Annotated in this window: 24 protein-coding genes; 9 read left to right on the forward strand and 15 right to left on the reverse strand. The window is 35.8% G+C overall.

Features of this window, described 5'->3' with window-relative positions; translation table 11 throughout:
* Positions 1 to 160 precede the first annotated feature (160 nt).
* The gene (gene pdxH / locus BUE84_RS18630) at positions 161 to 802 is read right to left on the reverse strand and encodes a pyridoxamine 5'-phosphate oxidase (RefSeq protein WP_034696874.1); all 642 of its coding nucleotides are present in this window, start codon (positions 800 to 802) and stop codon (positions 161 to 163) included.
* 24 nt (positions 803 to 826) lie between these two features.
* Here pdxH and BUE84_RS18635 point away from each other — a divergent pair, with 24 nt between their 5' ends.
* Together BUE84_RS18635 and BUE84_RS18640 are read left to right on the forward strand one after the other, a co-directional pair.
* The gene (locus tag BUE84_RS18635) at positions 827 to 1,375 is read left to right on the forward strand and encodes a YqgE/AlgH family protein (RefSeq protein ID WP_034696873.1); all 549 of its coding nucleotides are present in this window, start codon (positions 827 to 829) and stop codon (positions 1,373 to 1,375) included.
* 103 nt (positions 1,376 to 1,478) lie between these two features.
* The gene (locus BUE84_RS18640; protein WP_079242995.1) at positions 1,479 to 2,060 is read left to right on the forward strand and encodes an N-acetylmuramoyl-L-alanine amidase; all 582 of its coding nucleotides are present in this window, start codon (positions 1,479 to 1,481) and stop codon (positions 2,058 to 2,060) included.
* An 85-nt stretch (positions 2,061 to 2,145) separates the two neighbouring features.
* Here the strand turns inward: BUE84_RS18640 and BUE84_RS18645 are convergent, their stop codons facing one another.
* From BUE84_RS18645 to BUE84_RS18685, 9 genes are all read right to left on the reverse strand, one after another.
* Positions 2,146 to 2,961, reverse strand: coding sequence for an aminotransferase class IV (locus BUE84_RS18645; RefSeq protein WP_079242996.1), 816 nt, complete (start codon positions 2,959 to 2,961; stop codon positions 2,146 to 2,148).
* 78 nt (positions 2,962 to 3,039) lie between these two features.
* Entirely contained in the window at positions 3,040 to 3,426 is a 387-nt protein-coding gene (locus BUE84_RS18650; protein WP_034696870.1) for an START-like domain-containing protein, read from the reverse strand.
* A gap of 188 nt (positions 3,427 to 3,614) precedes the next feature.
* Complete coding sequence (locus tag BUE84_RS18655; RefSeq protein WP_079243979.1) at positions 3,615 to 4,790, reverse strand: aspartate aminotransferase family protein; 1,176 nt, start codon at positions 4,788 to 4,790, stop codon at positions 3,615 to 3,617.
* 96 nt (positions 4,791 to 4,886) lie between these two features.
* The gene (locus BUE84_RS18660; RefSeq protein WP_079242997.1) at positions 4,887 to 6,626 is read right to left on the reverse strand and encodes an OstA-like protein; all 1,740 of its coding nucleotides are present in this window, start codon (positions 6,624 to 6,626) and stop codon (positions 4,887 to 4,889) included.
* Positions 6,627 to 6,629: 3 nt separating this feature from the next.
* On the reverse strand, positions 6,630 to 7,103 hold the full coding sequence (locus tag BUE84_RS18665) for a Fur family transcriptional regulator (protein WP_002976876.1): 474 nt from the start codon (positions 7,101 to 7,103) through the stop codon (positions 6,630 to 6,632).
* Between the two features lie 65 nt (positions 7,104 to 7,168).
* On the reverse strand, positions 7,169 to 9,163 hold the full coding sequence (locus tag BUE84_RS18670; protein WP_079242998.1) for a KUP/HAK/KT family potassium transporter: 1,995 nt from the start codon (positions 9,161 to 9,163) through the stop codon (positions 7,169 to 7,171).
* A gap of 114 nt (positions 9,164 to 9,277) precedes the next feature.
* A complete protein-coding gene (locus BUE84_RS18675; RefSeq protein ID WP_034696867.1) occupies positions 9,278 to 10,258 on the reverse strand; it encodes a pyruvate dehydrogenase complex E1 component subunit beta in 981 nt (326 codons plus the stop codon).
* A gap of 236 nt (positions 10,259 to 10,494) precedes the next feature.
* On the reverse strand, positions 10,495 to 10,914 hold the full coding sequence (locus tag BUE84_RS18680) for a DUF2147 domain-containing protein (protein WP_079242999.1): 420 nt from the start codon (positions 10,912 to 10,914) through the stop codon (positions 10,495 to 10,497).
* A 145-nt stretch (positions 10,915 to 11,059) separates the two neighbouring features.
* Positions 11,060 to 12,988 (reverse strand): LTA synthase family protein, encoded by a 1,929-nt coding sequence (locus tag BUE84_RS18685; RefSeq protein WP_079243000.1) that lies wholly within the window; start codon positions 12,986 to 12,988, stop codon positions 11,060 to 11,062.
* An 89-nt stretch (positions 12,989 to 13,077) separates the two neighbouring features.
* On the opposite strand from BUE84_RS18685, the gene BUE84_RS18690 reads away from it, so the two are divergent.
* The 5 genes from BUE84_RS18690 to BUE84_RS18710 all read left to right on the forward strand — a co-directional run bounded on the left by BUE84_RS18690 (position 13,078) and on the right by BUE84_RS18710 (position 16,189).
* Positions 13,078 to 13,791 carry a CDP-alcohol phosphatidyltransferase family protein gene (locus BUE84_RS18690; RefSeq protein WP_079243001.1) on the forward strand — a complete coding sequence of 238 codons (714 nt, stop codon included), beginning with the start codon at positions 13,078 to 13,080 and terminating at the stop codon, positions 13,789 to 13,791.
* A 42-nt stretch (positions 13,792 to 13,833) separates the two neighbouring features.
* The gene (locus BUE84_RS18695) at positions 13,834 to 14,598 is read left to right on the forward strand and encodes a 3'-5' exonuclease (protein ID WP_079243002.1); all 765 of its coding nucleotides are present in this window, start codon (positions 13,834 to 13,836) and stop codon (positions 14,596 to 14,598) included.
* A gap of 2 nt (positions 14,599 to 14,600) precedes the next feature.
* Positions 14,601 to 14,999, forward strand: coding sequence for a DUF2007 domain-containing protein (locus tag BUE84_RS18700; protein ID WP_079243003.1), 399 nt, complete (start codon positions 14,601 to 14,603; stop codon positions 14,997 to 14,999).
* Between the two features lie 87 nt (positions 15,000 to 15,086).
* Positions 15,087 to 15,692 (forward strand): fumarylacetoacetate hydrolase family protein, encoded by a 606-nt coding sequence (locus BUE84_RS18705; RefSeq protein WP_047434766.1) that lies wholly within the window; start codon positions 15,087 to 15,089, stop codon positions 15,690 to 15,692.
* Between the two features lie 59 nt (positions 15,693 to 15,751).
* A complete protein-coding gene (locus BUE84_RS18710) occupies positions 15,752 to 16,189 on the forward strand; it encodes a universal stress protein (RefSeq protein WP_034696860.1) in 438 nt (145 codons plus the stop codon).
* Between the two features lie 83 nt (positions 16,190 to 16,272).
* Here the strand turns inward: BUE84_RS18710 and BUE84_RS18715 are convergent, their stop codons facing one another.
* Entirely contained in the window at positions 16,273 to 16,506 is a 234-nt protein-coding gene (locus BUE84_RS18715; RefSeq protein WP_034696859.1) for a DUF6341 family protein, read from the reverse strand.
* Between the two features lie 42 nt (positions 16,507 to 16,548).
* Between BUE84_RS18715 and BUE84_RS18720 the strand changes: the two genes are divergently transcribed.
* Both BUE84_RS18720 and BUE84_RS18725 read left to right on the forward strand, forming a co-directional pair.
* Positions 16,549 to 17,454 (forward strand): DUF6427 family protein, encoded by a 906-nt coding sequence (locus BUE84_RS18720; protein ID WP_034696858.1) that lies wholly within the window; start codon positions 16,549 to 16,551, stop codon positions 17,452 to 17,454.
* 6 nt (positions 17,455 to 17,460) lie between these two features.
* Entirely contained in the window at positions 17,461 to 18,045 is a 585-nt protein-coding gene (locus tag BUE84_RS18725) for a DUF3109 family protein (protein WP_034696856.1), read from the forward strand.
* Between the two features lie 81 nt (positions 18,046 to 18,126).
* On the opposite strand, the gene BUE84_RS18730 is transcribed toward BUE84_RS18725, so the two are convergent.
* From BUE84_RS18730 to BUE84_RS18745, 4 genes are all read right to left on the reverse strand, one after another.
* Positions 18,127 to 20,970, reverse strand: coding sequence for a M16 family metallopeptidase (locus BUE84_RS18730; RefSeq protein WP_079243004.1), 2,844 nt, complete (start codon positions 20,968 to 20,970; stop codon positions 18,127 to 18,129).
* Positions 20,971 to 21,271: 301 nt separating this feature from the next.
* Positions 21,272 to 24,136 (reverse strand): M16 family metallopeptidase, encoded by a 2,865-nt coding sequence (locus BUE84_RS18735; RefSeq protein ID WP_079243005.1) that lies wholly within the window; start codon positions 24,134 to 24,136, stop codon positions 21,272 to 21,274.
* Between the two features lie 154 nt (positions 24,137 to 24,290).
* Positions 24,291 to 24,977, reverse strand: coding sequence for a hypothetical protein (locus BUE84_RS18740; protein ID WP_079243006.1), 687 nt, complete (start codon positions 24,975 to 24,977; stop codon positions 24,291 to 24,293).
* Positions 24,978 to 25,171: 194 nt separating this feature from the next.
* Complete coding sequence (locus BUE84_RS18745) at positions 25,172 to 26,506, reverse strand: trigger factor (RefSeq protein ID WP_079243007.1); 1,335 nt, start codon at positions 26,504 to 26,506, stop codon at positions 25,172 to 25,174.
* Between the last annotated feature and the right edge of the window lie 69 nt (positions 26,507 to 26,575).

Raw genomic sequence — 26,575 nt, forward strand, 5'->3', positions numbered from 1 at the left:
AGAAGATTTAAGGGGGTAAGAATTATTAAGTTTTGGCTGAAGCCCCTATCATTAGGCATAATAAAAATAAGCAGGCTAAAGCCCGCTTCTATTGATATTATAAATTTTATATTTTCAAGTGGTTTGTCTCATATTAAAACCGCCACTTCTAACTTTCCCATTACGGAGCCAGTCTTGAAATTTTCCAGTCCAGATCTTCAAGCTGATAAATAATCCTGTCATGAAGACGATTGGGTCTTCCCTGCCAGAATTCAATTTCATAAGGTCTTGCCAGGTATCCGCCCCAATTGGCAGGTCTTGGCACTTCCGTATTTTCATACTCTTTTTCCAGTTCTTTTAATTTTTCTTCCAAAAACTCTTTGTTGGGGATCACCTGGCTTTGCGGAGAGACTACAGCTCCCAGCTGACTTCCTTTGGGTCTTGAATGAAAATAGCCATCACTCAGATTTTCTGCTACCTTTTCAAGATCCGCTTTGATAATAATCTGTCTTTCAAGATTAGGCCAGAAAAAATGCAGACAAGCTTTATGATTACTTTCTATTGCTTTTCCTTTTCTGCTGTTATAATTGGTATAAAAAATAAACCCTTCATGGGTATAGGCTTTAAGAAGTACCATTCTTGTTCTTGGACACCCATCTTCTTCTACTGTAGAAACCGCCATAGCATTAGCTTCTGAGATCATTGGACTCTCATTTGCTTCCAAAAACCAGTCTCTAAACTGCTCAATTGGATTTTGTTTTATCTCACTTTCAATAAGTTGGGATTTCTCGTACACTTTTCTTTTGTCGTGCAGGTTTTCCATAAATATTTTTTATTAAATTTGAGTATGAATCACTCATACAAAGGTAAAATATTAATCTCGACACCTGACATTTCCGGCGATATTTTTTCAAGATCGGTAGTATTGGTTATTGAACATAATGAAAGTGGTGCATTTGGTTTGATATTAAATAAAAAGAACAGCCAGATGAGTAGCAAGTTCAAAGATTTTTTTGACTTTAAGATTGAGGTATACGATGGAGGACCTGTAGAGAACGACAAGGTATTTTTCATTGTAAAAGGCAAAAGAGTTACAGAGATCTATACAGACATTACTGATGAATACTATCTTACAGAAGATATTGAACGTATTATTAATGGGGTTTTAAGCAGTGAACTGGATATTAACCATATCAAAATCTTTTCAGGATATTCCGGGTGGTCTCCTAATCAGCTGGATACAGAGGTTCAGAGGAAAATGTGGACGGTAGTGGATGTTTATAACCTTGATTATACGCTTCCAAACGATCAGACGCTTTGGAAGTCTATCATGCAGAATCTTGGAGGAGAATTTCTTCTCTGGGCCAACTCTCCTGAAGATATTTCACTAAACTAAAAGTATATTTTTCGTATCATACTGATAATTAACAAACTTTAAGATTCTTTTAACCAATTTTAAAGAAAGTTTTTCCGTTCTTTGGAAAACTAAAATCACTGATATGAAAGGTATTACATTACTTGCTTTATCAATATTTTCTACAGCTTTTTTATCATTTACTCCTATCAACAAAAAATACATTGTCATCGATGCCGGACATGGCGGAAATGATTTTGGGGCTATTCATGGTGAAATTCTGGAAAAAAATATTTCATTAAGTGTTGCTAAGGAAATACAGAAGATCAATGAAAGCCAGGATAAATATGAAGTTATTTTAACCAGGGATTCAGATAGTGCTCCTACTCTTGCCGAAAGAACAGATCTGATCAACAAGCTGAACCCTGAAATGGTGATTTCCCTTCACGTGAACAGTTCTCCTGAAAAAGAAAAATCCGACAACGGATTTGAAGTTTACGTTCAGAATTCTGATGTTTCAAAGGAATTGGCCGGAAAAATCTATAAGAAATTCAATGCCCGTAAAATATCGGAGAGTAATCTTCACATGCTAAGAGAAACCAAAGCACCAGCTGTATTGGTAGAACTTGGCTTCATTAATAATTCTGACAACAGGAATTATATTACCAGTGAAAAGGGGCAAAAAGAAATCGCACAAAAATTTGTTGAGATTATCAACGAATATTAAATAAAAAAAACAATTTCTGATTTACTCAGAATAAAACCCGGTAAAGGACTTCTGGAACTTTGTTGTTTACCGGGTTTGTCAATTTTTATGCATTAAAACTTTTCTTCCAGCTTTCTACCAGTTCTGAGAAACGGGAAGTTTCAAAAGTCTTGTTTCTTATCTTACCTACAGAAAACATACCTTTCTCGTCAGAAATCATTAAAATTTCTTCAGCTTTCTGAGATTCAAATGCGATAATCTCGTGTTCCTGGATATCAGCAAGGTTATTTTTATGTAAAAAAGTTACAAAGTTTTCCATCAAAGGAGAAATGTAAGCTCCTTCAGTCTGTTTTGGTACTTTAATCACGTCACCTTCTAAAAAAAGAAGATTTCCGGTAGTGGTACGTGCTATTCTTTTGTTTGGATTAAGAAGAATCACGTCGTCAAGGTCATTTTCCTGGGCATAGATCACTCCATAAATATTTTCCGGACAATGAACTCTGATATTGCTCAAAAGGTTGTTATTAACGTTAATTTCTTTAATCAAATCCAATTCCAAAGGTCTTTGATGAACCGCAAGCACATCCTCCATTTCTATTACTTCGTAAAAATAGGAAACGGAAGATTTTGCCAATGTCACTCCATCATTATTTCTGAACACCTGGAAATTGATAATCCCGTTCTTTACTCCTTTACCTTCAATGATTTCTTTTTGAAAAAGAGTCTGGAAAAACTCCAGGGTGTAAGTTAAAGGAATATTGAGTCTCATCTTTCTCATGGAAGCCATCAGGAAAAAGTAGCATTCTTCGTCCATGATCAATCCACCATTTCTTACAAAGAAAGAAACCTTCACTGAGTCTCCCCAAAGAAAAGCTCTGTTCTTTACATTTAACTCGTCTGATGTAAAATATTGATTTTCCAATTTTTGATGTGATTTATTTACAAAAAAATAATGAACGATAAATCGTTCATCAGTTTTATCATTTCATATAGCCCGGTATTATGCCGCACCTAGTTTTATTCTCAGGTTTTCGATAAGATTTTCCCAATACATTGCATTTTCCTCTTCATCACCTTCTTCACAGAAATCTGTAATATTTAAAGCAAGATCTTCTGTAATATCATCAATTGTGATAGTCATTTCAAAGAAATTTTTTGTTCCTTCATCTTCTTCCCATCTGAAACGCACGAAACCTTCAGGCTTATATCTGATCAAAGTGGCCTTCTCAGCAGGTCCTCCACCCCAGCTAAAAAAGAAATCATCGCCTTTCTCTGTTACCTCATCCGCAAACCATTCAGACAATCCCTCTGCAGTCGCCAGATATTCATATAAAATCTCTGATAAACAGTGCATTGGAAATTCGTAATGGACTTTATGTTTCGCCATATAATCTTTGTTTTATCGTCCCGCAATATATAAATTAATTTTTTTATTACGCAAAAAAACAATTACTTTTTTATAGAATCTGTATGATATTTATCACTGGATTCAAATCCCTGTGATGTCAGGTTTTAAAGCTAAAAATTACCATGCAAAACATAAAAAAACCCCTCATTTACAGAGAGATTTTATCTTTAATTTTCATTCAGTATATCAAGAATAATCTGGCATCCTTCCCTGATTTCGTCCAAGGATAATGTAAGAGGCGGAGAGATCCTCAGGTATTCATTTCTGTACAACTGCCAGAAAACAATCAGCCCTCTTTCCATACATTTTTTAGCTACTTCCAGCGTGTATTCGGGAGTTCCTAAGTTCACGGCAAGCATCAACCCTTTACCGTTTATATTTTTGATTTTAGGATGAACCAAAAGTTCTCTGAACAACTTTTCTTTTTCCTCTACTTCATTCATCAAACCGCTTTCCAGAACTTCTTTTAATGTGGCATAACTTGCTGCTGCAATTAAAGGGTTACCTCCAAAAGTGGTAATATGACCAAGTTTTGGTGAATGTGAAAGGGTTTCCATGATTTCTCTGGAACTCATAAAAGCTCCCACAGGAACTCCTCCTCCCATTCCTTTTCCCATTACCAGAATATCAGGAACGATTCCAAAGTGCTCAAAAGAGAATAACTTTCCAGTTCTTCCGAATCCCGGTTGTATTTCATCTAAAATCAAAAGTGCTCCTACTTCTTCACATCTTCTTTTTAATTTGATCAGATAGTCGTTATTTGGAACCAGAAACCCTGCCGCTCCTTGAATGGTTTCAAGGATAACACAAGCCGTCTTCTCTGTAATCTTATCAAAGTGTTCTTCATTGTTAAATTCAATAAAAGAAACCATTGGTAATAAGGGACGGAATTCTCTCTTGTGAGTTTCATTTCCTGAAACACTCAAAGCCCCATGAGTATTTCCATGGTAAGAGTTTTTAAAGGAAACTATTTCTTCTCTTCCGGTATATCTTTTAGCCAGTTTTAAGCTTCCATCAATAGCTTCTGCACCACTATTCACAAGGTAAGTAACTTCCAGTGGATCCGGAGTAGCTTCTGCAAGCAGTCTGCATAATGCGATAGGTTTTTCCTGTGCATATTCTCCGTAAACCATTACGTGAAGATATTTATCGGTCTGCTCTTTAATAGCATTCACTATTTTAGGGTGCGAATGCCCCAAAGTATTGGCAGAAACTCCTGCTACAAAGTCAAGATATCTTTTTCCGTCTGTACCATAAATATAGCTTCCTACTGCTTTCTCTACTTCAAAACCAGCAGCAAACTTGGTGGTTTGAGCCTGATATATAAAAAAATCTTTATGCATTTCCATTGTCTCCAAAAATTTCAGCAAAGCTATAAAAGATTCATTAAACGCTGAAATTAATCCACAAAAAAGACCAGCGTTTACTGGTCTTTTATATTACTTTCTGGTTCGTTTAGGTTTTTTAGCTTCTTCTTTGGCTTTTTCGTCGTCAATTGCTTTCTGTGCTTTATCGAATAGCTCACTATCAGCTGTATATTGTATTTCTTCGTTATTCGGGCTATCTACAAGGATATCCTGCCATTTCCGGATTCTGTCTTTTGTATTCCAGTTGAAATCCGGGAATTTTCTTTTCGAAGGTTCTATCATACTCATCGGATAAGTATCTGAAGCAGCTCCAATACTACACGAAATAATCTGGAGTGCTCTTTCTTCAAACAATGCTCCGATAATTCCACAGGTAGAAAGCGTAATTCCTATTCTTTCCGGTTTCTTGGTTTCCTGATCAGTATCATCAACATAAACTATGGACTGGGCGTTTCCAACTACTCTTGCTTCTTTAATCGCATTGTTTTCATAATATACCGTCATGAATTTTCCTTTCACCTGATTGAATTCGTCTTTCAGCGTAAGTGAGTCTACTTTACTGATGGCAAAGGCATTCCCGATTACTTTTAGAGAGTCAATATCTTCTGTTTTGGTATTAAAGTAAGCTTCCACTTTATCTCCCGTAACCTGTTTTTCGCCGCTCCAAAGAATCGGGTTGGTATACATATGCATAATTCCGTCTGTTTCATTGAAGGCAATGGAATCTGCTCTTCCTTGTGCATTGGATTTAAAAATACGGGCTTTTTTGAAAGCTCTCAGATAGCTTTTTTTGACTTTGATATCTAATGTGTCCGGTCTTTGATAAGAGATAATTTTTTCTGCGGCAAAATAAATGGAATCCTTTTCCATTACTTTTACTGCGTAAGGATTTTTCGTCATCATTGCGGAGTCTTTTTTCTCAAAAATTTCTCCGTAACCTCCTTTTATATATCTTCTTTCGATAGGATCATCAAGGGTTACATTTCCTGTTGCTTTACCAAATCCTGAAATCTGATTATAGTACATATCATCACCGGTAAGGATTTTTTCATTATAATAGATCCTGGAGTTTTTGGTTAGAAAAGCCTCTTTGGAATCCATTCTATAAGTTCCTTTTTCCGTATAGATTCTGTTTCTTGGATTGGTTTTGCTGGTAATGGTTGTAGGACCAAGAAAATCAGCAATTTTTGTATTTTGATTCTGCTTGATGTTAGGTCCTTCTATGATATACTGAGGGGTTTCAATTTTTACATTTCCTGTAAGATCCACCACTCTTGTATTGAGAAAATAGGTTCCTACTTTGGCATAGGTTACATTCTGACCGTCAGAAATTGTCCCTCCCGTATTAAAATAAGCCTGATTAGCCAGCCTGTCATAATACAGAATATCTGTTTTTATGGTTTGTTTTGGATCAGTCAGAACCACATTTTTTCTGGCAACACCTTTCTGGGTATTGGCATCATATTCCATTTCTCCTGCCGTGATTACGGAACCATCGGTATTTTGAAGCCTTGTATTTCCGATCGCTTTTACAAAGTTCTCTTCATTATACAAAACGACTTCATCTGCTGTAAGAATAGAGCCTTGGTGTTCTATCTGAACATTTCCGGTAAAGTACTGATTCCCGTCGTATTTTTCAGGGCTTTTCTTGATCTCGTCCGCATGGATGATCTTTACTTTATCTTCAGGTCTCACCTGTTTAGGCTGAGCTGGTGAAGGAGCCTGCAAATAAGGGTCTCTCTTCACAGGTGTTTTATCCTGCGCAAAGTTGAGCGTAGAAATAAAGATTAACAGAAAAAGGGCTATTCTCATTAATTAGTCATTCTTAGTGCCATAGAAATATAGCGAATGAGAATCAATTTTTACGCCAAATGCTTCTTCAATGGCTTCTTTGATTCCTTGGATTCTTGGGTCACAGAATTCAATAATTTCTTCAATTTCTTTATCAGAGTCTTTTTTGTAGATCACCAGGTGGTCATGCTGTTTGTCAAAATAAGACTTTTCATAAGATGAAGAGGTCAATGTCTTTTCTCCGAACTGATGCTTACGGATTAAGCCTGCATCAAGGAAAATTTCAATCGTGTTGTAAATAGTTGCTTTGGAAACATGATATTTTTTCTGCATCATCAGAAGATACAGATCATCAACGTTAAAGTGATGATCCATATTATAAATCTCTTCCAATATCGTATATCTTTCAGGTGTGTTTCTGAACCCTTTTTCTAATAAGTAGTTTCTCAAAACATCCTTGATCAAAGCTATATTTTTTTCTTTTTGTATTGTATCCATTAAAAAAATTATCTACAAATTTATTGAATTTTATTTAAATAGATAGTATGGTTAAATACGAGTGGCTAGGAGTTGTGACGGAAATACCCGGACTGCTCGATCTTATTATCATAAACTGTTAATTCTGTAATCGGTGCAGATTCTACCTCTACATTATGTGAAGATACTCCCCAAGCCTTAAAGTCATCACTTCCGATATACTTCACAAAGTTGTAAATGTTAAGAGTAATCTTCTGTTTAACAGTTAAAAGAATATCGTTGATATAGGTGTTATCTATGATCACATATTTAAGATCCGGCGGTATATCATGAGCTCTTAAAGATGGGTGGCTGCTTCTTGAAGGAATGGTTCCGTCTGCCATTAAATCTTTAAGAACCATATTGAAATAATCGTTGATTCTTCGGTCTACTTTAAATCCTAAAAGGAAGTTGATTTTATATACGGTTCCCGGAAGAATCTCGTCTACGGTATATCTGAAAGTATATGGATCTTCCTGGTTTACGATGCTCAGGATGAAATAATGATCTGCTCTTTTCGGTTGTTTTTTGATGATGGAATAGATAATTTTGGATTCCACTTCATCATTTCTCTTGGCTCTGCTCAGATAAGCCAGATTGGTAGCATATTTCGGAATGGTTTCGTCCAGTTTCATGTCTTTAAGAATAGACACATATTTTTCTATTTTCACAAACTGGATAAATCTTGTTTTGATCAGTCTTCCGTTATACCATGCATACATAGAAACTCCGATAGAACCTGCCAATACAACAGTGATCCATCCACCTTCCATGAATTTGATGATGTTGGCACTGAAGAAACCTAATTCGATAGCCATATAAACCATTGCGAACACCAGAATCAAGACCTTGCTTACTCTGTGTTTCAGGAGCCAGAATACCAATAGAACTGTGGTCATCAACATCGTTACGGTAATGGAAAGTCCGTAAGCCGCTTCCATTTTTCCTGATTCTCTGAAATGCAGCACAACAATAATACAAAGGATAAGAAGTCCCCAGTTAATTCTTGGGATATACATCTGTCCTTTAACTCCGGAAGGATAATCAATTTTCTGATTAGGCCAAAGGTTAAGAGACATTGCTTCTGAGAATATGGTGAAAGAACCTGTAATTAATGCCTGGCTGGCAATAATTGCAGCAGCTGTTGCCAGAATTACTCCCGGAATGATCATCCACTCTTCCATAATTCCAAAGAAAGGATTCACTACAGAAAACCCAGGTTTGTTATAATTGGTTAAAAGCCACGCTCCTTGTCCAAGATAGTTAAGAATAAGCATAATCTTAACGAATGCCCAGCTTATTCTGATATTTTTAGCACCACAGTGTCCTAAATCAGAATACAGTGCTTCTGCTCCGGTTGTACAAAGGAAAACAGCTCCTAAGATCACAATAGCACTCGGAGAGTTCACAATAAGCTTGTAAGCATAATAAGGGTTGAAAGATCTTAAAATCTCAAAGTTTTCACTTAAATGCATTACACCTAAACCTCCTAATACCAGAAACCAAACTACCATTACAGGACCAAAAAATTTCCCGATAAAGCTGGTTCCAAACTGCTGCACCACAAAAATGGCAATCAGGATTCCAATGGTGATAGGTACAACAGGAGTGTGCGGGTTATAAATTTCAAGTCCTTCAATAGCTGACATTACCGTCAGTGATGGTGTAATGACTCCGTCTGCAATAAGGGCTGCAGCACCAATGATTGCAATGAGGTACAACCATCCTTTCTTAAGGTTTCTTACCAGTGAAAACAAAGCAAGAATACCACCTTCCCCTTTGTTATCTGCTCTCAAAGCAATGATCACATATTTTATTGTGGTCTGCAGGGTAAGGGTCCAAATAATACAGGAAAGAGCTCCTTCTATGTATTCATTGAAAGGCATATTGCTCCCTTGGGATCTTGCATTCACAATTGCTTTCATTACGTAAAGCGGAGAGGTACCAATATCTCCAAAAACAATTCCTAGAGACACTAAAACTCCTATGAAGGAAAGTTTCTTTATGTCGAAGTGGTAGCCATCTTCTGTAACTTCTGCCATATCAGCTTAATTTATTTTAAAGGCGCAAATTTATACTAATTTTATGACGTCAAGAATTTTTCTTCATGAATATAATAAATGAAAAAACTTCCTTTCGGAAGTTTTTCTCTATAACTATTTTACGTACATCGCTTTTTTGATTTCCTCTTTTACTTTTTCAAGTTTAGGGAACCATTCTGCAAATAATGCAGCAGAGTAAGGTGCAGGTGCATCAGGAGTAGTAATTCTCTTGATAGGAGCATCTAAATAATCAAATGCTTTTTGCTGTACCATATAAGTAATTTCAGAAGAAATAGAAGCAAATGGCCAAGCTTCTTCTAAAATAACCAATCTGTTTGTTTTCTTAACGGAAGCTAAAACAGTATCAAAATCCAGAGGACGAACTGTTCTAAGATCGATAACTTCTACAGAGATTCCTTCTTTCGCCATATCTTCAGCAGCCTGTAAAGCCAGCTTCATGATCTTACCGAAAGAAACTAAAGTAACGTCTGTACCTTCTCTCTTGATATCTGCTTTTCCTAATGGTAAGTAGTATTCTTCTTCAGGAATTTCCATTTTATCTCCATACATCTGCTCAGATTCCATGAAAATAACCGGATCATTATCCTGAATTGCAGTTTTCAACAACCCTTTCGCATCGTAAGGATTTGAAGGTACTACTACTTTAAGGCCGGGAATGTTTGCAAACCAGTTTTCAAAAGCCTGAGAATGGGTAGCACCTAATTGACCTGCAGAAGCTGTAGGACCACGGAAAACAATTGGGCAATTCCATTGTCCACCACTCATCTGACGGATTTTAGCCGCATTATTGATAATCTGATCAATTCCTACTAATGAGAAATTGAATGTCATATACTCTACAATTGGTCTGTTACCATTCATCGCAGCACCCACAGCAATTCCTGTAAAACCAAGTTCTGCAATTGGGGTATCGATTACTCTTTTAGGGCCAAACTCATCCAGCATTCCTTTTGAAGCCTTATAAGCACCATTGTATTCTGCCACTTCCTCCCCCATTAAAAAGATGGATTCGTCTTTACGCATTTCCTCGCTCATTGCCTGTGCAATTACCTCACGAAAAGTATATTCTGCCATATTTATTCGAAAAATTTAGACTACAAAAATAGTGTTTTTTTATTATACACATCATAAAAACGCTCTTCATTTCCATGAGAAGTCATAATATTAACTGTATTTAAAATTAATTTTCCTTCTTAAATGCTTCCTTTTTGTGGCTTTTTTATGTTCCGAAGAATTTTCACATAATTTTTATCCACAAAAAATGACATCCCATTTCTGAAATGTCATCTAAAATTCTATTTAAACTTATATTAATTAGCTTTCTCCCAAACCTGGGTTCTTCCTAATAAAGATAATCCTAAGTATCCTCTTACGTTTAGTTTATCACCGCTTCTTGTAATGGTACATTTATAAGTTTTTCCGGTTTTAGGATCAGTAATTGTTCCTCCGGTGAACTCATCGCCGTCTTTTTTCAATCCTCTGATGATCTCCAATCCTAAAATTGGTTTTCCCTTTCTGTCATCTTTACAAGCTGTACAGTTTGGATCAGCTGGTTTTATCAATAACTGAGAAACTTTTCCATAGTATTTCCCGTCTGATTTTTTGAATACCTCAACAATAGATTTTGCCTGTTTTGTCTCATCATCTATCGTTTTCCACTTACCTTCTATCTGTGCAAATGTAAGTACACCACATAAAGAAAGAGCGAACGTTAACAATATTTTTTTCATATTTCTTATAGTTTTAATTTTATACAATATTCTTATCTACGTATTGATAAAAATATAAATTAATTTTCAACGAACAAAAACTTTTATTATACAAAGCATAAAGAGCTAAAGAAAAACAGAAATGCTAATTCTCAGTTAAGCGTTTTTAATACAGTTTCCTGTTAATAACTCTATCCATATAATCCTGATACCAGGCCTTTGCAGTGTTCTTTCCTTGTTCTATTTCTGGATTTTTAACCTCATTCATAATATTTTTTTCAAGGCTAAGATCAGATTGAGCATAGACTCCGATGATTTCTTTTCCATCAAAGCGGTAAATATAATTTCCAATCATGAACTGATCCGTACTTCCATCTGAGTTGACGACAATGAAAGGATATTTTTTATCACTCACCAAACTTCTTCCCCAGCTTCGGATAGGTTTGTTATACCCGATAAGATCTGCCAGTGTAGGATAAATATCCGCCTGTTGTGCAATTTCCTGGCTAACACCTTTTAACTGATAGGCAGGATTCGGAGAATAGAAAACCAACGGAACGGCATAACGGTTCATGGCTCTTTCATATTCAGGATAATAGACCTGATTGGTATGATCTCCCGTGAAAACAAAGATGGTATTGTTGTACCAAGGTTGCTTTTTAGCCGTTTCAAAATATTTTTTGATCGCATAGTCTGTATACTGCATCGGCTCATGGATTTCAATTTTTCCTTTTTTAAATTTCCCATTATATTTTTCAGGGATCTTAAAAGGGTGATGAGATGATGCCGTAAATACAGTCGTCATAAAAGGTTGTTTCTTTCCTACATTCTTAGCGAAATACTGAAGAAAAGGTTCGTCCCAGATCGCCCACATTCCGTCAAAATCTTCATCATGATTGTATTCTGTTTTCCCGAAATAATGTTTAAATCCTAAGATATTTCCGAAACCAAGGAATCCCATAGAACCATTTGGGGCACCATGATAAAAAGATGTATCATAGCCAAGGTCATTACATACGGAAACAATAGACTGAATTTTCTGATTGGAATACGGAGATCCTGTAAATGCATCGGTAAGACTCGGAATTCCGGCCAACACACTGCTCATCCCATGAATAGACTGTCTTCCGTTTGCAAAAGTATTCGGAAAAATAAGACTTTGCCCAGCCAGACTATCCATAAACGGAGTGTAAGAAACGTAGTCTTTGATATTTTTATCTTTATTGAAAGCTCCCGAATATTCTCTTCCGAAAGATTCTACAATGAAAATAACAATATTGGGACGGTTCTCCACTTTTCTGTCGTATACTTTATAAGGCTGTACATAATCTTCAATATATTTTTCATCTACAAAATGAACTTCTTTAAAGTTATTGGTATTTAACGTCCTGAAAAAAGAGAATGTACTGTTGAGTACCATATTTCCCTGAAGTGGATTTGTCACAAAACGGGTTGCATCCACCATATTAATAGGTCTTGTACTATGTTTAAAATCGCCTCTGATTCCTCCTACAACCAACACCGCTGTAATACACAGTGTAAGAATGGAAGTGATAAAGTAAGGAAGCAGTTTCACAGGTTTTGTATCTTCTACTTTCACCCTTTTGTAAAGGAAAACCCATAAGATCATCAACACAACGTACCAAATTAGTACAAAAGGATGTTCTCCCACAGAGATCGTCAATGTTTTCGAAACATTGGATTCATGTTCTGCCACTTGAAATACTGCAGAAGTAAGCCTTGCCTGAGAAAATTTATAGTAAATAAAATCTCCGAAATTCATGGCATAAGCAATCCCGTTGGTAATGAAATACAGCCAGAAAAGAATCTTCTGAAAAACTTTCTTTGTATTGATGACCAATGGCAATAAACTCAAGAGGATAAATAACGCATTCACATATAAAATAGCCGTTGTATCGAAAGCTGTACCATGGAAAGCCAGCTTTATATATTCTGAAACAGAGTCAACTTTAATCAGATCTTTATTAAAATACCAGAATAAAAGCCTGGCTATCTGATAAAAAACATAGGCTAAAAAAATCCTGTAAACCAATGCCAGAACTTCCTGTTTTCTAAATCCTTTTAAAAATTTCATGGAGCAAATTTACATCAAAATCACTTTAATGCATTTTTTAGTTCAGATTATTTTGAGTTAGAATTTTTAAAAACTGTAATTTTGTGCTTATGGATTTTATAAAGAATAATCTGGCCAATGCCTTAACCCTGGCTAACTTATTTGCAGGTTGTGTAGGTGCAATACATTTAATTTTAGGAGATTATCAGACAACGGCAATCTGTCTTATCCTCTCTTCAATTTTTGATTTCTTTGACGGCTTTGTAGCCAGAGCTGTAAAATCAAACTCCAATCTGGGTCTTCAGCTGGATTCTCTTGCGGATATGGTGAGTTTTGGGGTAATTCCTGGACTTACGATGTATAAAGCACTCGAACCTTTTGGTACAGAACTGCTTGGAATGCATTTTCCGTTTGAGATCAAGTATCTGGGATTAATCGTTACCGTATTTTCCTGTCTGAGACTTGCCATTTTTAACCTGGATGAAGAGCAGCGTTATTATTTCAAAGGATTGAATACGCCTACCAACACCGTTTTACTGTTCGGTCTTTATTATGCCTTTAAAGAAACCGGAACTTTCAGCTTTCTGTTTGATAACGAATTGCTATTGGTTCTGCTGACTCTTCTTACGTCATGGCTTCTGATCAGCCCGATCAAGATGATGGCGATGAAATTTAAATCCAAACAATTAAAAGATAATTACCCTAAAGTTGTATTATTGGTGGGAGGAATTGCTATTCTTGCCTTATTCCAGATTGTTGGAATTCCAATGCTTGTTATTTATTATATATTGGTGTCTCTTATTTTTCAGGCACAATTAAAATAAACTCATTTAAATAAAACACGTTTCATATTATTAATAGTCAACATGAATTTAAAACTCCATAAACCACTTTGTATTTTTGATCTGGAAACCACAGGAACCAACATAGGAAAAGACAGAATTGTTGAAATCTGTATTTTAAAAGTAAATCCGGATGCTTCCAGAGAAAGCAAAACATGGCGTGTAAACCCGGAAATGCTTATTCCTAAGGAAAGCAGTGAGATCCACGGGATTTATGATGAAGATGTAAAAGATTCTCCTACCTTCAGAGACATTGCTTCTAAAGTAATGGAAATGATTACCGGCAGTGATTTGGGAGGATTTAATTCCAACCGATTTGATGTTCCGCTTTTGGCTGAAGAACTTTTAAGAGTAGGAATGGATTTTGATCTGAGTAAATTCAGACTGGTAGATGCACAGACTATTTTCCATAAAAAAGAGCCTAGAAACTTAGGTGCTGCTTACCAGTTCTACTGTGGAAAAACATTGGAAAATGCACACTCTGCAGAAGCTGATGTAATGGCAACATTTGAAGTTCTGGATGCTCAGGTTGGAAAATATGATGATATTCCGAATGAAATAGCACCGTTAAGTGAATTCACATTCCATAACAAGAATGCAGATCTTGCCGGATTCATTGGATATAATGAAAAAATGGAAGAAGTTTTCAACTTTGGAAAATATAAAGGTCAAGGGGTGAAAGCCGTATTCCAAAAAGATTTAGGATATTTCGGATGGCTTCAGAATGCTGATTTTCCGTTGTATACCAAAAAGGTTTTCACTAAGATTCAACTTTCAAGTAGATTTTAACTATGTCTGAACTGGTTCGTTTTAAATTTTATGAAACTGCCCTGGAAGCCAACAGGGACAAGCAGATACTGGCCGAAAATGGCATCAACAGTTTCATTGCAAATGAGCAACTGATCCAGTCGGATTGGCTTCTGTCACAGGCAGTAGGAGGTATACAGCTTCAGGTATTTGAAGAAGATGTGGAAAAAGCGAAGCAAATCCTGCAGGACTATAAAGACAATGAGCAATATTCATTGGAAGTGGAACACACTCTTGAAGAACCTGAGTTTGATTTTGTCTGTCCAAAATGTGGTTCCAACCATATTTACAGAGATGACAGTGCAACCAGCTTCTTTGGAATTTCATTTCTGACGAGTCACAAATTCAAATGTTATTATTGCGGAAATGAGTTTACGCATTAATATATTAGCAATTAATAGTATTTAAATGATCTACAAGATTACGTCGTTCCTTGCAATGACGAGATTAAAAAATATAATAAAAGAGTTATGAAAATAATCTGCATAGGAAGAAACTACAGTGAACACGCGAAAGAATTGGGAAATGAAATTCCTGAGAATCCTGTTATCTTTATGAAACCGGATACCGCTGTTTTAAAAGGAAATGATTTTTATATTCCTGAATTTTCCAATGATATTCACTACGAGCTTGAAGTGGTAATAAAAATTTCAAAAGGCGGAAAATACATTCAGAAAGAAACAGCACACAAACATTACGAAGAAATCGGTCTGGGAATAGATTTTACAGCCAGAGATCTTCAGAGCGAACTGAAATCAAAAGGGCTTCCATGGGAGCTTGCCAAAGGTTTCGATGGTTCGGCTGTGGTAAGCAGTTTCTTTAAAAAAGAGAACTTCAGCCTTGAGAACCTTCAGTTTTCATTATTAAAAAATAAAGAGAAGGTACAGGATGGCAATACGAAAGATATGATGTTCAACTTTGATGATATTGTAGCTTTTGCCTCTCAGTATTTTACTTTAAGAGTAGGTGACCTTATTTTCACAGGAACTCCAAAAGGGGTTGGAAAGGTAGAAGAAAATGATATTCTGGAAGCTTACCTTGAAGAGGAAAAAATCCTTGATATCCGAATATTATAAGTATTTAACATCAAAGTCTGACAAATTTTTCCTATCTTTAGGTAACAAAATTAGAGGTTATGATAAATATTGTATTACCCGTAGATTTTGGGGACAAGACAGACCAATTGGTAGACGGTGCCATAAAATTTGCAAAACAGCTTAACGGCAGAATTTACCTGATCCACGTAGCACCATCAGATATTGGCTTTGCCATTGGTGATATGGGATTTCAATATTTTCCTGAAGTGGAAGCCAACGAAATCAGAGAAGAGCTGGTGCAGCTTAATAAAATTGAGCAAAGAATCATCGGCCATGATATCGATTGTGAGCACCTTTTAAAACAGGGACTTGCCAAAGATATTATTCTGGAACATGCAAAGGCAAAAAATGCAGATTATATTGTGATGGGATCACATGGCAGAAGCGGAATTTATGATGTATTCGTGGGAAGCTTAACGAAAGGAATTACGAAAAGTTCAAGTATTCCTGTGCTGGTACTTCCAATTCACGACTAAGCAAAAGAAATTTTAATCGTTAGTAATAAAAAAACCGATCAAAGCATAATGTTTGATCGGTTTTTTACTATATAACCAATTAATTAACCTTCTTTTTTGTAGATATTCGGATCGTAGTAAGGATTCTTACCTTCCGTTGGAGAATAATAGTCTTTGTCTTTGTCACCACCTAGTGTAACCACCAGTACGTAGCACCAATAAGTAAATAGTACACAGCAAACTATAAATAGAATCCAGTTTAAAACATTTCCAAACGCATCAAAGAAACCGAAAGTCCATTTGAAAACTTTGCTTAAGAATAGAAAGAAAGACGTCATTATTTTCCTTTTTTAAATTAACTTTGTACAAATTTATAAAAAATGTTTAAATTACTTTCAAAAGAAAGCAATATTTTTTCAATTCCTGTTTATATTGGTTTTCTTCTTTTAGTAGTCGTAATATTTAACATACTGAATTTCAACACTTACGAAGCTATAGTTGCCGGAATAACTTTTCTGGGAATTGCTTTGGGATATTTTTGTTTTCACAGTATTGCTCTTAATTATCAGACCCATCTGCCCTTATTTTTATATACCTTTTTTATTTTCGGGTTATATCCCGGAAATCTGGATATAGGAATTGCAGTTTCTCTGCTTACCAACTCTTTTCTTATTCTGCTTCTGACCAGTGCAGATGAAGATATCAGGAAGAAATCCTATGTATTGGTAGGATCTATTGTAGCCCTGAACTTTATTTTTCTTCCTACAACATGGCCGATGGCTGTTTTTGTTATCATCCACGTGATTGCAACTTCTGCCAAAATTACCCTGAACCTTTTCAGGTTTCTATTGGGAATTGTTTTGATTACATTCAGTTATTTTTCTGTCATGTATTTTGTTCAGTTCACGTCATGGAATATTGATTATTTTCCGTTTGGAAGGATGAAACCGGTAACAGATTACACGGAACTTCTGCCGTTGATCCCTGTAGTTCTGATGCTTATTTATGCTGTATATGACCATTTTAAAAATTACAACAAGAAAAGTCCGATAAGTAGGTATAAATATACTTTCCTGCTGGTCTTTTCTGTAGCGCAGCTTGTTTCCATCATTTTATACATGAATAAAAGCTATGAATATCTGCTTCTTCTGGCATTTCCTTCTAGTATTATTCTGAGCAGAATGATGAGATTTTTACCTAAATACTGGATGCGTGAAGCCAGTGTATGGGTTATTATTATTAGTTTACTGACCTTTAAAGCAGGTACAGTTTTTGATTTATTTTAGAAAATTATGATTCAGATAGACGATAAATTGATTTCAGAGGAAATTTTTTCCGAAGAATTTGTTTGCAACCTTACAAAATGTAAAGGTGCATGTTGTGTGGAAGGAGATGTGGGAGCTCCGTTGGATAAAAACGAGCTTGAGATATTGGACAGTATTTTTGATAAAATAAAACCTTACCTTACTCAGGAAGGAATAAAAGCTCTTGAAGAACAAGGGACATGGACTACTGATCCACACGACGGAATGTATGTTACTCCAATGGTGGAGAACCGCGAATGTGCTTATGTAACCTTTGATGAAAAAGGAATTACGAAATGTGGTATTGAAAAAGCGTATGAAGATGGTGCCGTGGACTGGCAAAAACCAATCTCCTGCCACCTTTACCCAATCCGTGTTACGGAATATTCTGCATTTACGGCATTGAATTATCATGAGTGGAATGTATGCAGTGATGCCTGTACCCTTGGAAAAGAGCTTCAGGTACCTGTCTATAAATTTTTAAAAACTCCACTGACAAGAAAGTATGGTGAAGAATTTTATACTGTTCTGAGCGAAGCTGCTGAAGAATGGAAAAAAGAATATGGTTCTTAACCGATACGTATTTGAATAAAATAATAAAAACCGCAGAGAGATCTGCGGTTTTCTTATTTACTAAAACTTATAAAAATTTGATTAATTGGATGTTGCTGCTTTTTTAGTTTCATCTTTTTTAGCCTTTTCCCATCCGTCTTCCGGCATTAACGTTGCTATATTTTTTTCTTTTGTAAGGTATTTTTTGGCAACATCCTGAAGATCTTTTACCGTAAGTGCTTTTACTTTATCCTGATAATTTAAGATATCATATTTGTCACTTCCATCTAACTGATTTTGGGCAATACCCTGCAGCCAGAATCCATTGTCTTTAAGGCTTGTTTTATATTCGTTGTATTCACCTTCTTTGTATTTATCAAGATCCTTTTGCTCTGGTCCTTTATCTATCAATTTTTGTAATTCTGCCATGGCACTTTTGGTAAGCTTCTCTGCATTTTCAGGACCACAAGGGAAATTAACACTAAAATCATAAACACTGTATGGGATTTTACTGAAGCTTCCACTTGCACCTCCACCGTAGATACCACTTTCATCTTCTCTTAGCTTTTCGAGAACTTTAATGGTAGCAACTTCTCCAAGTGCAGATAATGCCATTGCTTCCTTCTCATTATAAGGAGCTTCTCCGCTGTAAGAAATTGTTACAAGACTCTTCGGTTCTTTTCCTTTTTTATAAACCTTTGTATATCCTCCTTTCACCGGTCTGTAACCTGTATCTTTAAATGTAGATGATTTTCCTGTTGCAGGAAGTGAAGCGATATACTGCAAGACTTCATTTTTAAGTTGTCCTTCATCTATATTCCCTACAAAATAGAAATGGAAGTTTCCTGCATTAGCAAATTTTTGTTTGTAGATATCATAAGCTGTCTTATAATCTGTATTCGCCCAATCTTTTTCGGTAGGTTCAAGGCTAGTGAATCTAGGGTTTTTCTGATTGATAAATTTGGAATATTCATTAGAGAAATAGTATTCCGGATCTGAATCTACATTCGCCAGCATTGCAGATTTCTTTGTTTTGTAGGCGTTGAATGATTCAGTATTGTAATTTAAGTCTGTAAAACAGGCATAGATCAGTTCCATGGCGGTCTTCAGATCTTTTTTTGAACTTGTTCCGGAAACACCTTCTGTAAGTCCACCCACGTAAGCGCTTGCACTTACCTGTTTTCCTGCAAGATAGTGTACAAGATCTGTTTTGGAAAGCCCTGCTAGTCCAGCTTCCAGCAAAGCATCAAATGCAAATTTTGTTTTATTGTAATCAGCATCCGGAATGACAGACACTCCTCCCGGGCTTATTGCTGCAAAAACAATTTCATCATCTTTAAAATCTGTTTTCTTGAAAGTAACTTTAGCACCGTTGTTCAAAGTCCATGTGGTAGTTCCTAATTTGGCGTCTGCTTCTGTTTTAGTAATTTTTCCTTCAGATTTAAAAGGCTTTATTAAACTTTCGGTTTTCGTTTTTTCTGCATAAGGTTTAAGATCAGCCATTTTTATGGCATCGAATATCTTCAGAACCATCGCTTCCGTTGGCATCGTAATATGATCCTTTTTTGGACCAGTAATAACAATGACCCTGCTGTCATCTTTTACCAGCTTTTTGATAATTCCATTGGTCTGTTCCAGTGCTATGGCCGGAAGGATTTCTTTAATATGTTCATATCCCCAGGTAATTCCAGGTATTGGCTCCTGTCTCAGGAAATTATTCACATAACCATCGATGAGCTCCCCGCTTTGGTTTTTATCTTTGTTGTTGTAAGCCCATTCATAAGATGAAAGCATCTGATCTTTTGCTCTGTCCAATTCAGATTGGGTAAATCCGAATCTTTTGGCTCTTTCCACTTCTTCCAAAAGGACCTTCAGTGCATTGAGCTGGTCTCCGTCTTTTGTTGCTGCTGATCCCTGAAATGCTTCTTTGCTTCTTGCAAAAGTTCCCCCGTGATAAACTGAACCATAAGTAAAAGGTGGATTTGTAGAGTTAACCAGTTCTGCCAATCTGCTGTTGAGCATAATATTCACAAGACTTTCTACAATACTTTGATCATACTGCTGAACCGTTACGTCCGGGTGGTACGCCTCAGAATCTTTGATAATGAATTGCACTCCGGAACCTGTTGCATCAGGATCTGTCTCAATAGCTACCAGTGATTCTTTATGGTTCGGAAGATCAAAAGATTTTCTTTCTCTGGGTTTTGGAGGATTTTTATATTGACTGAAGTTATTCTTAATCTTTTTCTCCATATCATCAACATTGATATCTCCTACGACTACAATTGCCATCAGATCCGGCCTGTACCAATCCTGGTGGAATTTTCGGATAAGATCAGGTTTGAAGTTTTCCAGTACTTCTTTTTTACCGATTGGCAATCTTTCTGCATACTGAGATTGGTATAAAAGTTTTGGAAGGTATTTATCCATCATTCTTTTATCGGGTCCAAGACCTAATCTCAGTTCTTCCAGTACCACTCCTCTTTCTTTATTGATTTGTTCGTCAGAAAGTGTTGCATTAAATGCCCAGTCTTCCATTACTTTCAGTCCCACATCCAGATTTCCCGGTTTATCTAATGGTACAGGAAGCATATAAACCGTTTCGTCAAAACCGGTATACGCATTAAGATGCTGTCCGAATTTTACTCCGATAGATTGCAAAAAATCTACTAATTTATTATCCGGAAAGTTTTTGGTTCCGTTGAAATTCATGTGCTCCATAAAGTGAGCCAACCCTCTTTGATTTTCGTCTTCAAGAATAGATCCTGCGTTAATCGCCAGACGGAATTCTACTTTTTTCTCAGGTAAAACATTTTTTTTGATGTAATACTTCATTCCGTTGGAAAGAGTACCGATTCTTAAGGACGGATCCACCGGAATGTTTTGTCCATAGACATTTAGAGACATCAGGAAGATGACTGAAAACGAAGATAATATTTTTTTCATCTACATTATTTTTTGACCCCTCAAAAATATCGATTCTCTCTGCAATTAGCCTTTTACCACAGGGTTAAATTGAAGTTAAAAAATTTAAATATTATAAAATGAAAGCAAATTGTTTGTTTTATATTACTTAAAATGATTTTTAATTAAAAACATTCATGAATTAATTAAAATAGACTAATTAAAAATAAGGTTATTTTCTTCATTTTTCAAAAGATTATGGTTAATCTACTATTATGTTATCCATTTTCAAACAAAAAAACCGTTGTATAGTACAACGGTTTTCTTATTTTAATTAAAAAAATTAATTAGTAGCACCTGCTTTTACAGTCACTGTTTCTGCTTTTTTAGGTTCCTCTTTTTTAGCTTTTTCCCAGCCATCTTCAGGCATAAGGGTTGCTACAATTCTTCCTTTTGTAAGATATTTTTTCGCAACATTCTGAAGATCTTTTACCGTAAGTGCTTTTACTTTATCCTGATAATTTAAGATATCATACTTGTCACTTCCGTCTAATTGGTTCTTAGCAATGGCGTTCATCCAGAACATATTATCTTTAAGTTCTGTTTTGTTGTCATTGTATTCTCCTTCTTTATATTTATCCAGGTCTTTTTGTTCAGGACCATTATCGATAAGCTTCTGAAGCTCTGTAATAGCACTTTTAGTCAGCTTCTCTGCATTTTCCGGACCACAAGGGAAATTAATACCGAAACTATACGTTCCGTAAGGTATTTTATTCATTCCTCCTCTGGCACCACCTCCATAGATACCACTTTCATCTTCTCTCAGCTTTTCGATAACTTTAATAGTAGCCACTTCTCCAAGCGCTGATAATGCTAAAGCTTCTTTTTCATTGTAAGGAGCTTCTCCGCTGTAAGAGATAGATACCATACTCTTAGGATCTTTTCCTTTTTTATACACTTTACTGTAATCTCCGGTCATCGTTCTGTACCCTGTATCTTTATACATTGCTGCTTTTCCTGAGGACGGCAGACTTGCAATATATTGCAGAACTTCGTCTTTAAATTTGGCTTCGTCTATGTTTCCTACAAAATAGAACTGGAAGTTTCCTGCATTGGCAAATTTATCTTTATAGATATCGTAAGCTTTTTTATAGTCTGTATTGGCCCAGTCTTTCTCCATTGGGAAAACGCCTATAAATCTAGGATTCTTCTGATTCATGAATTTTGCATGTTCATTAGAGAAATAAGCTTGAGGATTAGACAACAGGTTATTCAACATTGCAGATTGCTTTTCTTTATAAGCATTAAAGGAAGCAGGATTATAATTTAAGCTTGTAAAATAAGCATACATCAGCTCCATAGCAGTTCCTAAATCCTTTTGTGTAGTTCTTCCGGAAACCCCTTCAAAAAGAGAAGTTACCATAGGATTTACATTCACTTGTTTACCGGCAAGATAGTTGGTAAGATCTGCTTTTGAGAATCCTCCTACTCCAGCTTCTGTTAATGCTGAGAAAGCAAACTGAGTTTTATTATATTCTGCATCAGGGATAAGAGAACTTCCTCCTAAACTTCTTGCTGTAAATACGATTTCATCGTCTTTAAAATCTGTTTTCTTGAAAGTAACTTTCGCTCCGTTGCTTAAAGTCCAGGTTGTTGTTCCCAACTTGGCATCTGTTTCAGTTTTAGCAATTTTTCCTTCAGATTTGAAAGGTTTCACCAGGTTTTTGATGGCCGCTTTTTCTTCGTAAGGTTTAAGATCAGCCATTTTTACAGCATCAAATGTATTCAGTACCATGGCTTCCGTAGGCATGGTTACATTATCTTTTTTAGGTCCTGTAATTACAATTACCCTGCTGTCATCTTTCACCATTTTCTTGATGATTTCGTTGGTTTGTGCAAGGGTAACAGATGGTAAGAAAGATTTGGTATCTTCATATTCCCATGCTATTCCAGGAATTGGTTCCTGCTCCAGGAAGTTTCTCACATACTCATCTATCAGAATCTCACTTTCTGTTTTATCTTTATTGTTGTAAGATCTTTCAAGGTTGGATAGTACCTGAGATTTAGCTCTATCTAGTTCAGACTGGGTGAATCCGAATCTTTTTGCTCTTTCAACCTCTTCCAATAAGACTTTCAATGCGCTCAACTGGTTTCCTTCTTTCACCATGGCAAATCCCTGGAACGCCTCTTTGCTTCTTGCATATGTTCCTCCGTGGTATACTGACCCGAAGGTAAATGGTGGGTTTGTAGAGTTGATCAGTTCTCTCAATCTGTTATTTAACATGGTCGTTGAAAGATTTTCAACAAGGCTTTGATTGTACTGTTCTACTGTTACATCAGGTTTATAGGCATCAGCATCTTTCATGATAAACTGTACCATGGAATTGGTAGCATCAGGATCTGTTTCAATCGCTACTAAAGTTTCTTTATGATTCGGAAGATCAAAAGATTTTCTTTCTCTTGGTTTTGAAGGGTTTTTATATTTGCTGAAGTTATCCTTGATTTTTTTTTCAATTTCGTCCACATTGATGTCTCCTACCACGATGATTGCCATCAGATCCGGTCTGTACCAATCCTGGTGGAATTTTCGGATAACCTCTGGTTTGAAGTTTTCCAACACTTCTTTTTTACCGATTGGCAGTCTGTCTGCATACTGAGATTTATATAAAAGTTTTGGAAGGTATTTATCCATCATCCTTTTATCAGCTCCAAGACCCAGTCTCAACTCTTCCAATACCACTCCTCTCTCTTTATTGATCTGCTCATCGGAAAGCGTTGCATTAAATGCCCAATCTTCCATTACTTTCAGTCCGGCATCCAGATTTCCTGGTTTATCTAATGGTACAGGAAGCATGTAAACGGTTTCGTCAAAGCTTGTATACGCATTAAGATGCTGACCAAACTTTACTCCGATCGATTGTAAAAAGTCTACTAATTTATTATCCGGAAAATTTTTGGTCCCGTTGAAGTTCATGTGCTCCATAAAATGGGCCAATCCTCTTTGATTCTCATCTTCAAGAATGGATCCGGCATTGATTGCCAGACGGAAATCTACTTTTTTCTCAGGTAACGTGTTTTTTTTGATGTAGTACTTCATTCCGTTGGAAAGAGTACCAATTCGCACAGATGAATCCACTGGAATATTCTGTCCAAAGGCATTAGCAGACATCAGGAAAATGACTGCAAATGAAGATAATACTTTTTTCATGGTTATTTGATTTTATTTACGGTTTAAAACTAACATTTATTCACAAGGTGAAGAAATCATACAATCTTTTTTATAGTTAAATTTGAGTTAAAATTATTTATATACTAAAAAAACCGGAAAATTCCCGGTTTTTATCTCTTAAAAAAGTATCTTATTATTTAAAATCAGCATCCGAAACTCCGGAGTTAATAACCACTTTTGTGGTTTTAATTGTCATTTTCTGGCCTCCACCTTCAGCATCTACTTCAGCAGGGAACTGTATTCCGTCTACTGCCATATAGCTTTTAATGGTTGCTTTACCTTCTCCGGCATCTGTCTTATACAAAAGACCTGTTCCGGCATCGAAATAGAATTTTCCTTTGTCTGAAGACAGTACATTATAATCTTTTCCGTCAAGTTTTTCTGTAGATACAGTCTGGAAATTAGAAGCATCGAATGCTAAAGCATCCATTGGTTTTCCTTTTTTAAGGTCAGCAATTTTGTCAGCAGGAATATCTGTTTTAGTTCCCATCTGATCAAAATATCCTTTCTCACCGTCAAAAAGCTGCACCATTTCTTTCCCCATGAAAGATTGTACAGATTTGAATTTATTCCCTAATTTCTTGGTTGTCATTTGGATTTCCATTCCCTGCACAGCAACGGTGTTATCAGTAATGGTAGATTTTACAGCGTCCAGTTTATCTTTTCCACCTAGTGCTTTGAAATAATTATCAACAACTTCTTTAGGTGTAAGTTTTGATTTTACGGCTTCTGTTTTAGCAGATGCAGCCCCTTTTTTCTGAGCTGCTGCAGGCACTGAGAAAAGTACAGCGCAGAAAAACGGAATGATGATCTTTTTCATATTTATAATAAAGTTTAAAAAGTAAATATAGGAATATTGGCGGACATACAAATAAATAATGAGTAATGAGCAATTAGTAATGAATGATAATTGAGTGATGATGAGTGATAAATAATGAATTTTTAGGTGTGGATGGATAATAAAAAAAACCGTCAAAAAATTGACGGTTTTAAAATATTTATATCTGAATATAATTATTTCTTAAGTTCTTCTAAAAATTCGTCGTGAGAAATTTTAGTTTCTTTTTTGCTAGCTTTTTCAAGAATTACATCTTTCAATTTAGCCATTGCTACTTCAGAAGAAATTTGTCTTACCTGCTCTTGGTCTTTCAACATTTCAACAGCATATTTTTGGATTTCTTCATCCCCTAAGTGGTGGATTCCGTAGATAGCCAATTGGTTTTTCACCAACTGCTCAGCCTGAGCTAATACATCAGCATAGTCAAGGTTAATTTCATTTTCAGTCATCAATTTACCTTCGATGATCTGATATTTCAATTGGTTTTTCTCAGCTTCAAGAATTTCTTTAGCCTGATCTTCAGACTGGATATTCTGGTTAGAGAATAATAACCACTTCACAAGGAAAGATTCAGGAAGTTTTACTTCTTCTTTCTCTGTTACTTGCTCTAATACTTTATTCACGAAGTGAACATCAGCATTCTGTTGGAAATACTCGTCTAATTCAGTTTTCACTTTATCTTTAAGCTCATCTTCAGACTTAATGTTTCCTTCTCCGTATACTTTGTCGAATAGATCCTGATTAAGTTCAGCTAAATCTAATGAATAGAAATCTTTTACTTTAACTTCTAATTCATTGTGGTGTAGGTGCTCAACTTCTTCTTTGCTGAATCCTAATTCTTTAGCTAATTCTTCGTCACCTGCAAGAGTTTCTTTCGTTACTTTTACAGAACCTTCCATTTTCAAACCTTTTACCAATTTGAAAGCTTCTTTGTTTTCAGCAGTAATAGTAAGGTTTTTTGGGTGGTGATTGTGCTCTCCTTCAGCATCTTCTTCCACAACCTGAGAAACTTCTAAAGCAATGTAAGAATCTTTAGTGATTTTATCTTGAGGAACCTGCTCAGCGAAACGCTTCTGCATGTTTTCAATGCTCTTACCGATTTCTTTATCAGAAGCTTCTACTTTGTAATGAGGAGCTTCATATTTAGCTAAATCTATAGTGAATTCAGGCTCAAATCCTACTTCGAAAGCAACTTCTAATTGATCAGCATTGTAATCGAATTCGTTTACTGGCTGAGGAACAGGCTGACCAACTAATCTTAGTTTGTTGTCATTAACATAGTTGTTTAAAGCATCAGAAACTTGTCTGTTGATTTCTTCAAATGCAATACCTGCTTCATATTGTTTTTTAACCATACTCAAAGGCACTTTCCCTTTTCTGAATCCAGGAACTTGCGCATTTTTAGCATAATTAATCAACTGCTTCTCTACTTTTTCTTTGTAGTCAGATTTTTCCAATGTTACTGTAAGCAATGCACTTACATCATCATGGTTTTGTGCGGTAACCTTCATTATTGATTAAAATTTTAGGTTGCAAAAATAGGAATTTTTTATGAAAAATACCCATTTAAAATCAACTTA

It is taken from the genome of Chryseobacterium indologenes (assembly GCF_002025665.1).
GTDB classification, from domain to species: Bacteria; Bacteroidota; Bacteroidia; order Flavobacteriales; family Weeksellaceae; genus Chryseobacterium; species Chryseobacterium metallicongregator.

Excerpts from the sequence above, each read along its gene's own strand:
- pdxH (WP_034696874.1), bottom strand. The coding sequence starts at position 802 with ATGGAAAACCTGCACGACAAAAGAAAAGTGTACGAGAAATCCCAACTT.
- BUE84_RS18635 (WP_034696873.1), top strand. The coding sequence starts at position 827 with ATGAATCACTCATACAAAGGTAAAATATTAATCTCGACACCTGACATT.
- BUE84_RS18640 (WP_079242995.1), top strand. The coding sequence starts at position 1,479 with ATGAAAGGTATTACATTACTTGCTTTATCAATATTTTCTACAGCTTTT.
- BUE84_RS18650 (WP_034696870.1), bottom strand. The coding sequence starts at position 3,426 with ATGGCGAAACATAAAGTCCATTACGAATTTCCAATGCACTGTTTATCA.
- BUE84_RS18655 (WP_079243979.1), bottom strand. The coding sequence starts at position 4,790 with ATGCATAAAGATTTTTTTATATATCAGGCTCAAACCACCAAGTTTGCT.
- BUE84_RS18660 (WP_079242997.1), bottom strand. The coding sequence starts at position 6,626 with ATGAGAATAGCCCTTTTTCTGTTAATCTTTATTTCTACGCTCAACTTT.
- BUE84_RS18665 (WP_002976876.1), bottom strand. The coding sequence starts at position 7,103 with ATGGATACAATACAAAAAGAAAAAAATATAGCTTTGATCAAGGATGTT.
- BUE84_RS18670 (WP_079242998.1), bottom strand. The coding sequence starts at position 9,163 with ATGGCAGAAGTTACAGAAGATGGCTACCACTTCGACATAAAGAAACTT.
- BUE84_RS18675 (WP_034696867.1), bottom strand. The coding sequence starts at position 10,258 with ATGGCAGAATATACTTTTCGTGAGGTAATTGCACAGGCAATGAGCGAG.
- BUE84_RS18680 (WP_079242999.1), bottom strand. The coding sequence starts at position 10,914 with ATGAAAAAAATATTGTTAACGTTCGCTCTTTCTTTATGTGGTGTACTT.
- BUE84_RS18685 (WP_079243000.1), bottom strand. The coding sequence starts at position 12,988 with ATGAAATTTTTAAAAGGATTTAGAAAACAGGAAGTTCTGGCATTGGTT.
- BUE84_RS18690 (WP_079243001.1), top strand. The coding sequence starts at position 13,078 with ATGGATTTTATAAAGAATAATCTGGCCAATGCCTTAACCCTGGCTAAC.
- BUE84_RS18695 (WP_079243002.1), top strand. The coding sequence starts at position 13,834 with ATGAATTTAAAACTCCATAAACCACTTTGTATTTTTGATCTGGAAACC.
- BUE84_RS18700 (WP_079243003.1), top strand. The coding sequence starts at position 14,601 with ATGTCTGAACTGGTTCGTTTTAAATTTTATGAAACTGCCCTGGAAGCC.
- BUE84_RS18705 (WP_047434766.1), top strand. The coding sequence starts at position 15,087 with ATGAAAATAATCTGCATAGGAAGAAACTACAGTGAACACGCGAAAGAA.
- BUE84_RS18710 (WP_034696860.1), top strand. The coding sequence starts at position 15,752 with ATGATAAATATTGTATTACCCGTAGATTTTGGGGACAAGACAGACCAA.
- BUE84_RS18715 (WP_034696859.1), bottom strand. The coding sequence starts at position 16,506 with ATGACGTCTTTCTTTCTATTCTTAAGCAAAGTTTTCAAATGGACTTTC.
- BUE84_RS18720 (WP_034696858.1), top strand. The coding sequence starts at position 16,549 with ATGTTTAAATTACTTTCAAAAGAAAGCAATATTTTTTCAATTCCTGTT.
- BUE84_RS18725 (WP_034696856.1), top strand. The coding sequence starts at position 17,461 with ATGATTCAGATAGACGATAAATTGATTTCAGAGGAAATTTTTTCCGAA.
- BUE84_RS18730 (WP_079243004.1), bottom strand. The coding sequence starts at position 20,970 with ATGAAAAAAATATTATCTTCGTTTTCAGTCATCTTCCTGATGTCTCTA.
- BUE84_RS18735 (WP_079243005.1), bottom strand. The coding sequence starts at position 24,136 with ATGAAAAAAGTATTATCTTCATTTGCAGTCATTTTCCTGATGTCTGCT.
- BUE84_RS18740 (WP_079243006.1), bottom strand. The coding sequence starts at position 24,977 with ATGAAAAAGATCATCATTCCGTTTTTCTGCGCTGTACTTTTCTCAGTG.
- BUE84_RS18745 (WP_079243007.1), bottom strand. The coding sequence starts at position 26,506 with ATGAAGGTTACCGCACAAAACCATGATGATGTAAGTGCATTGCTTACA.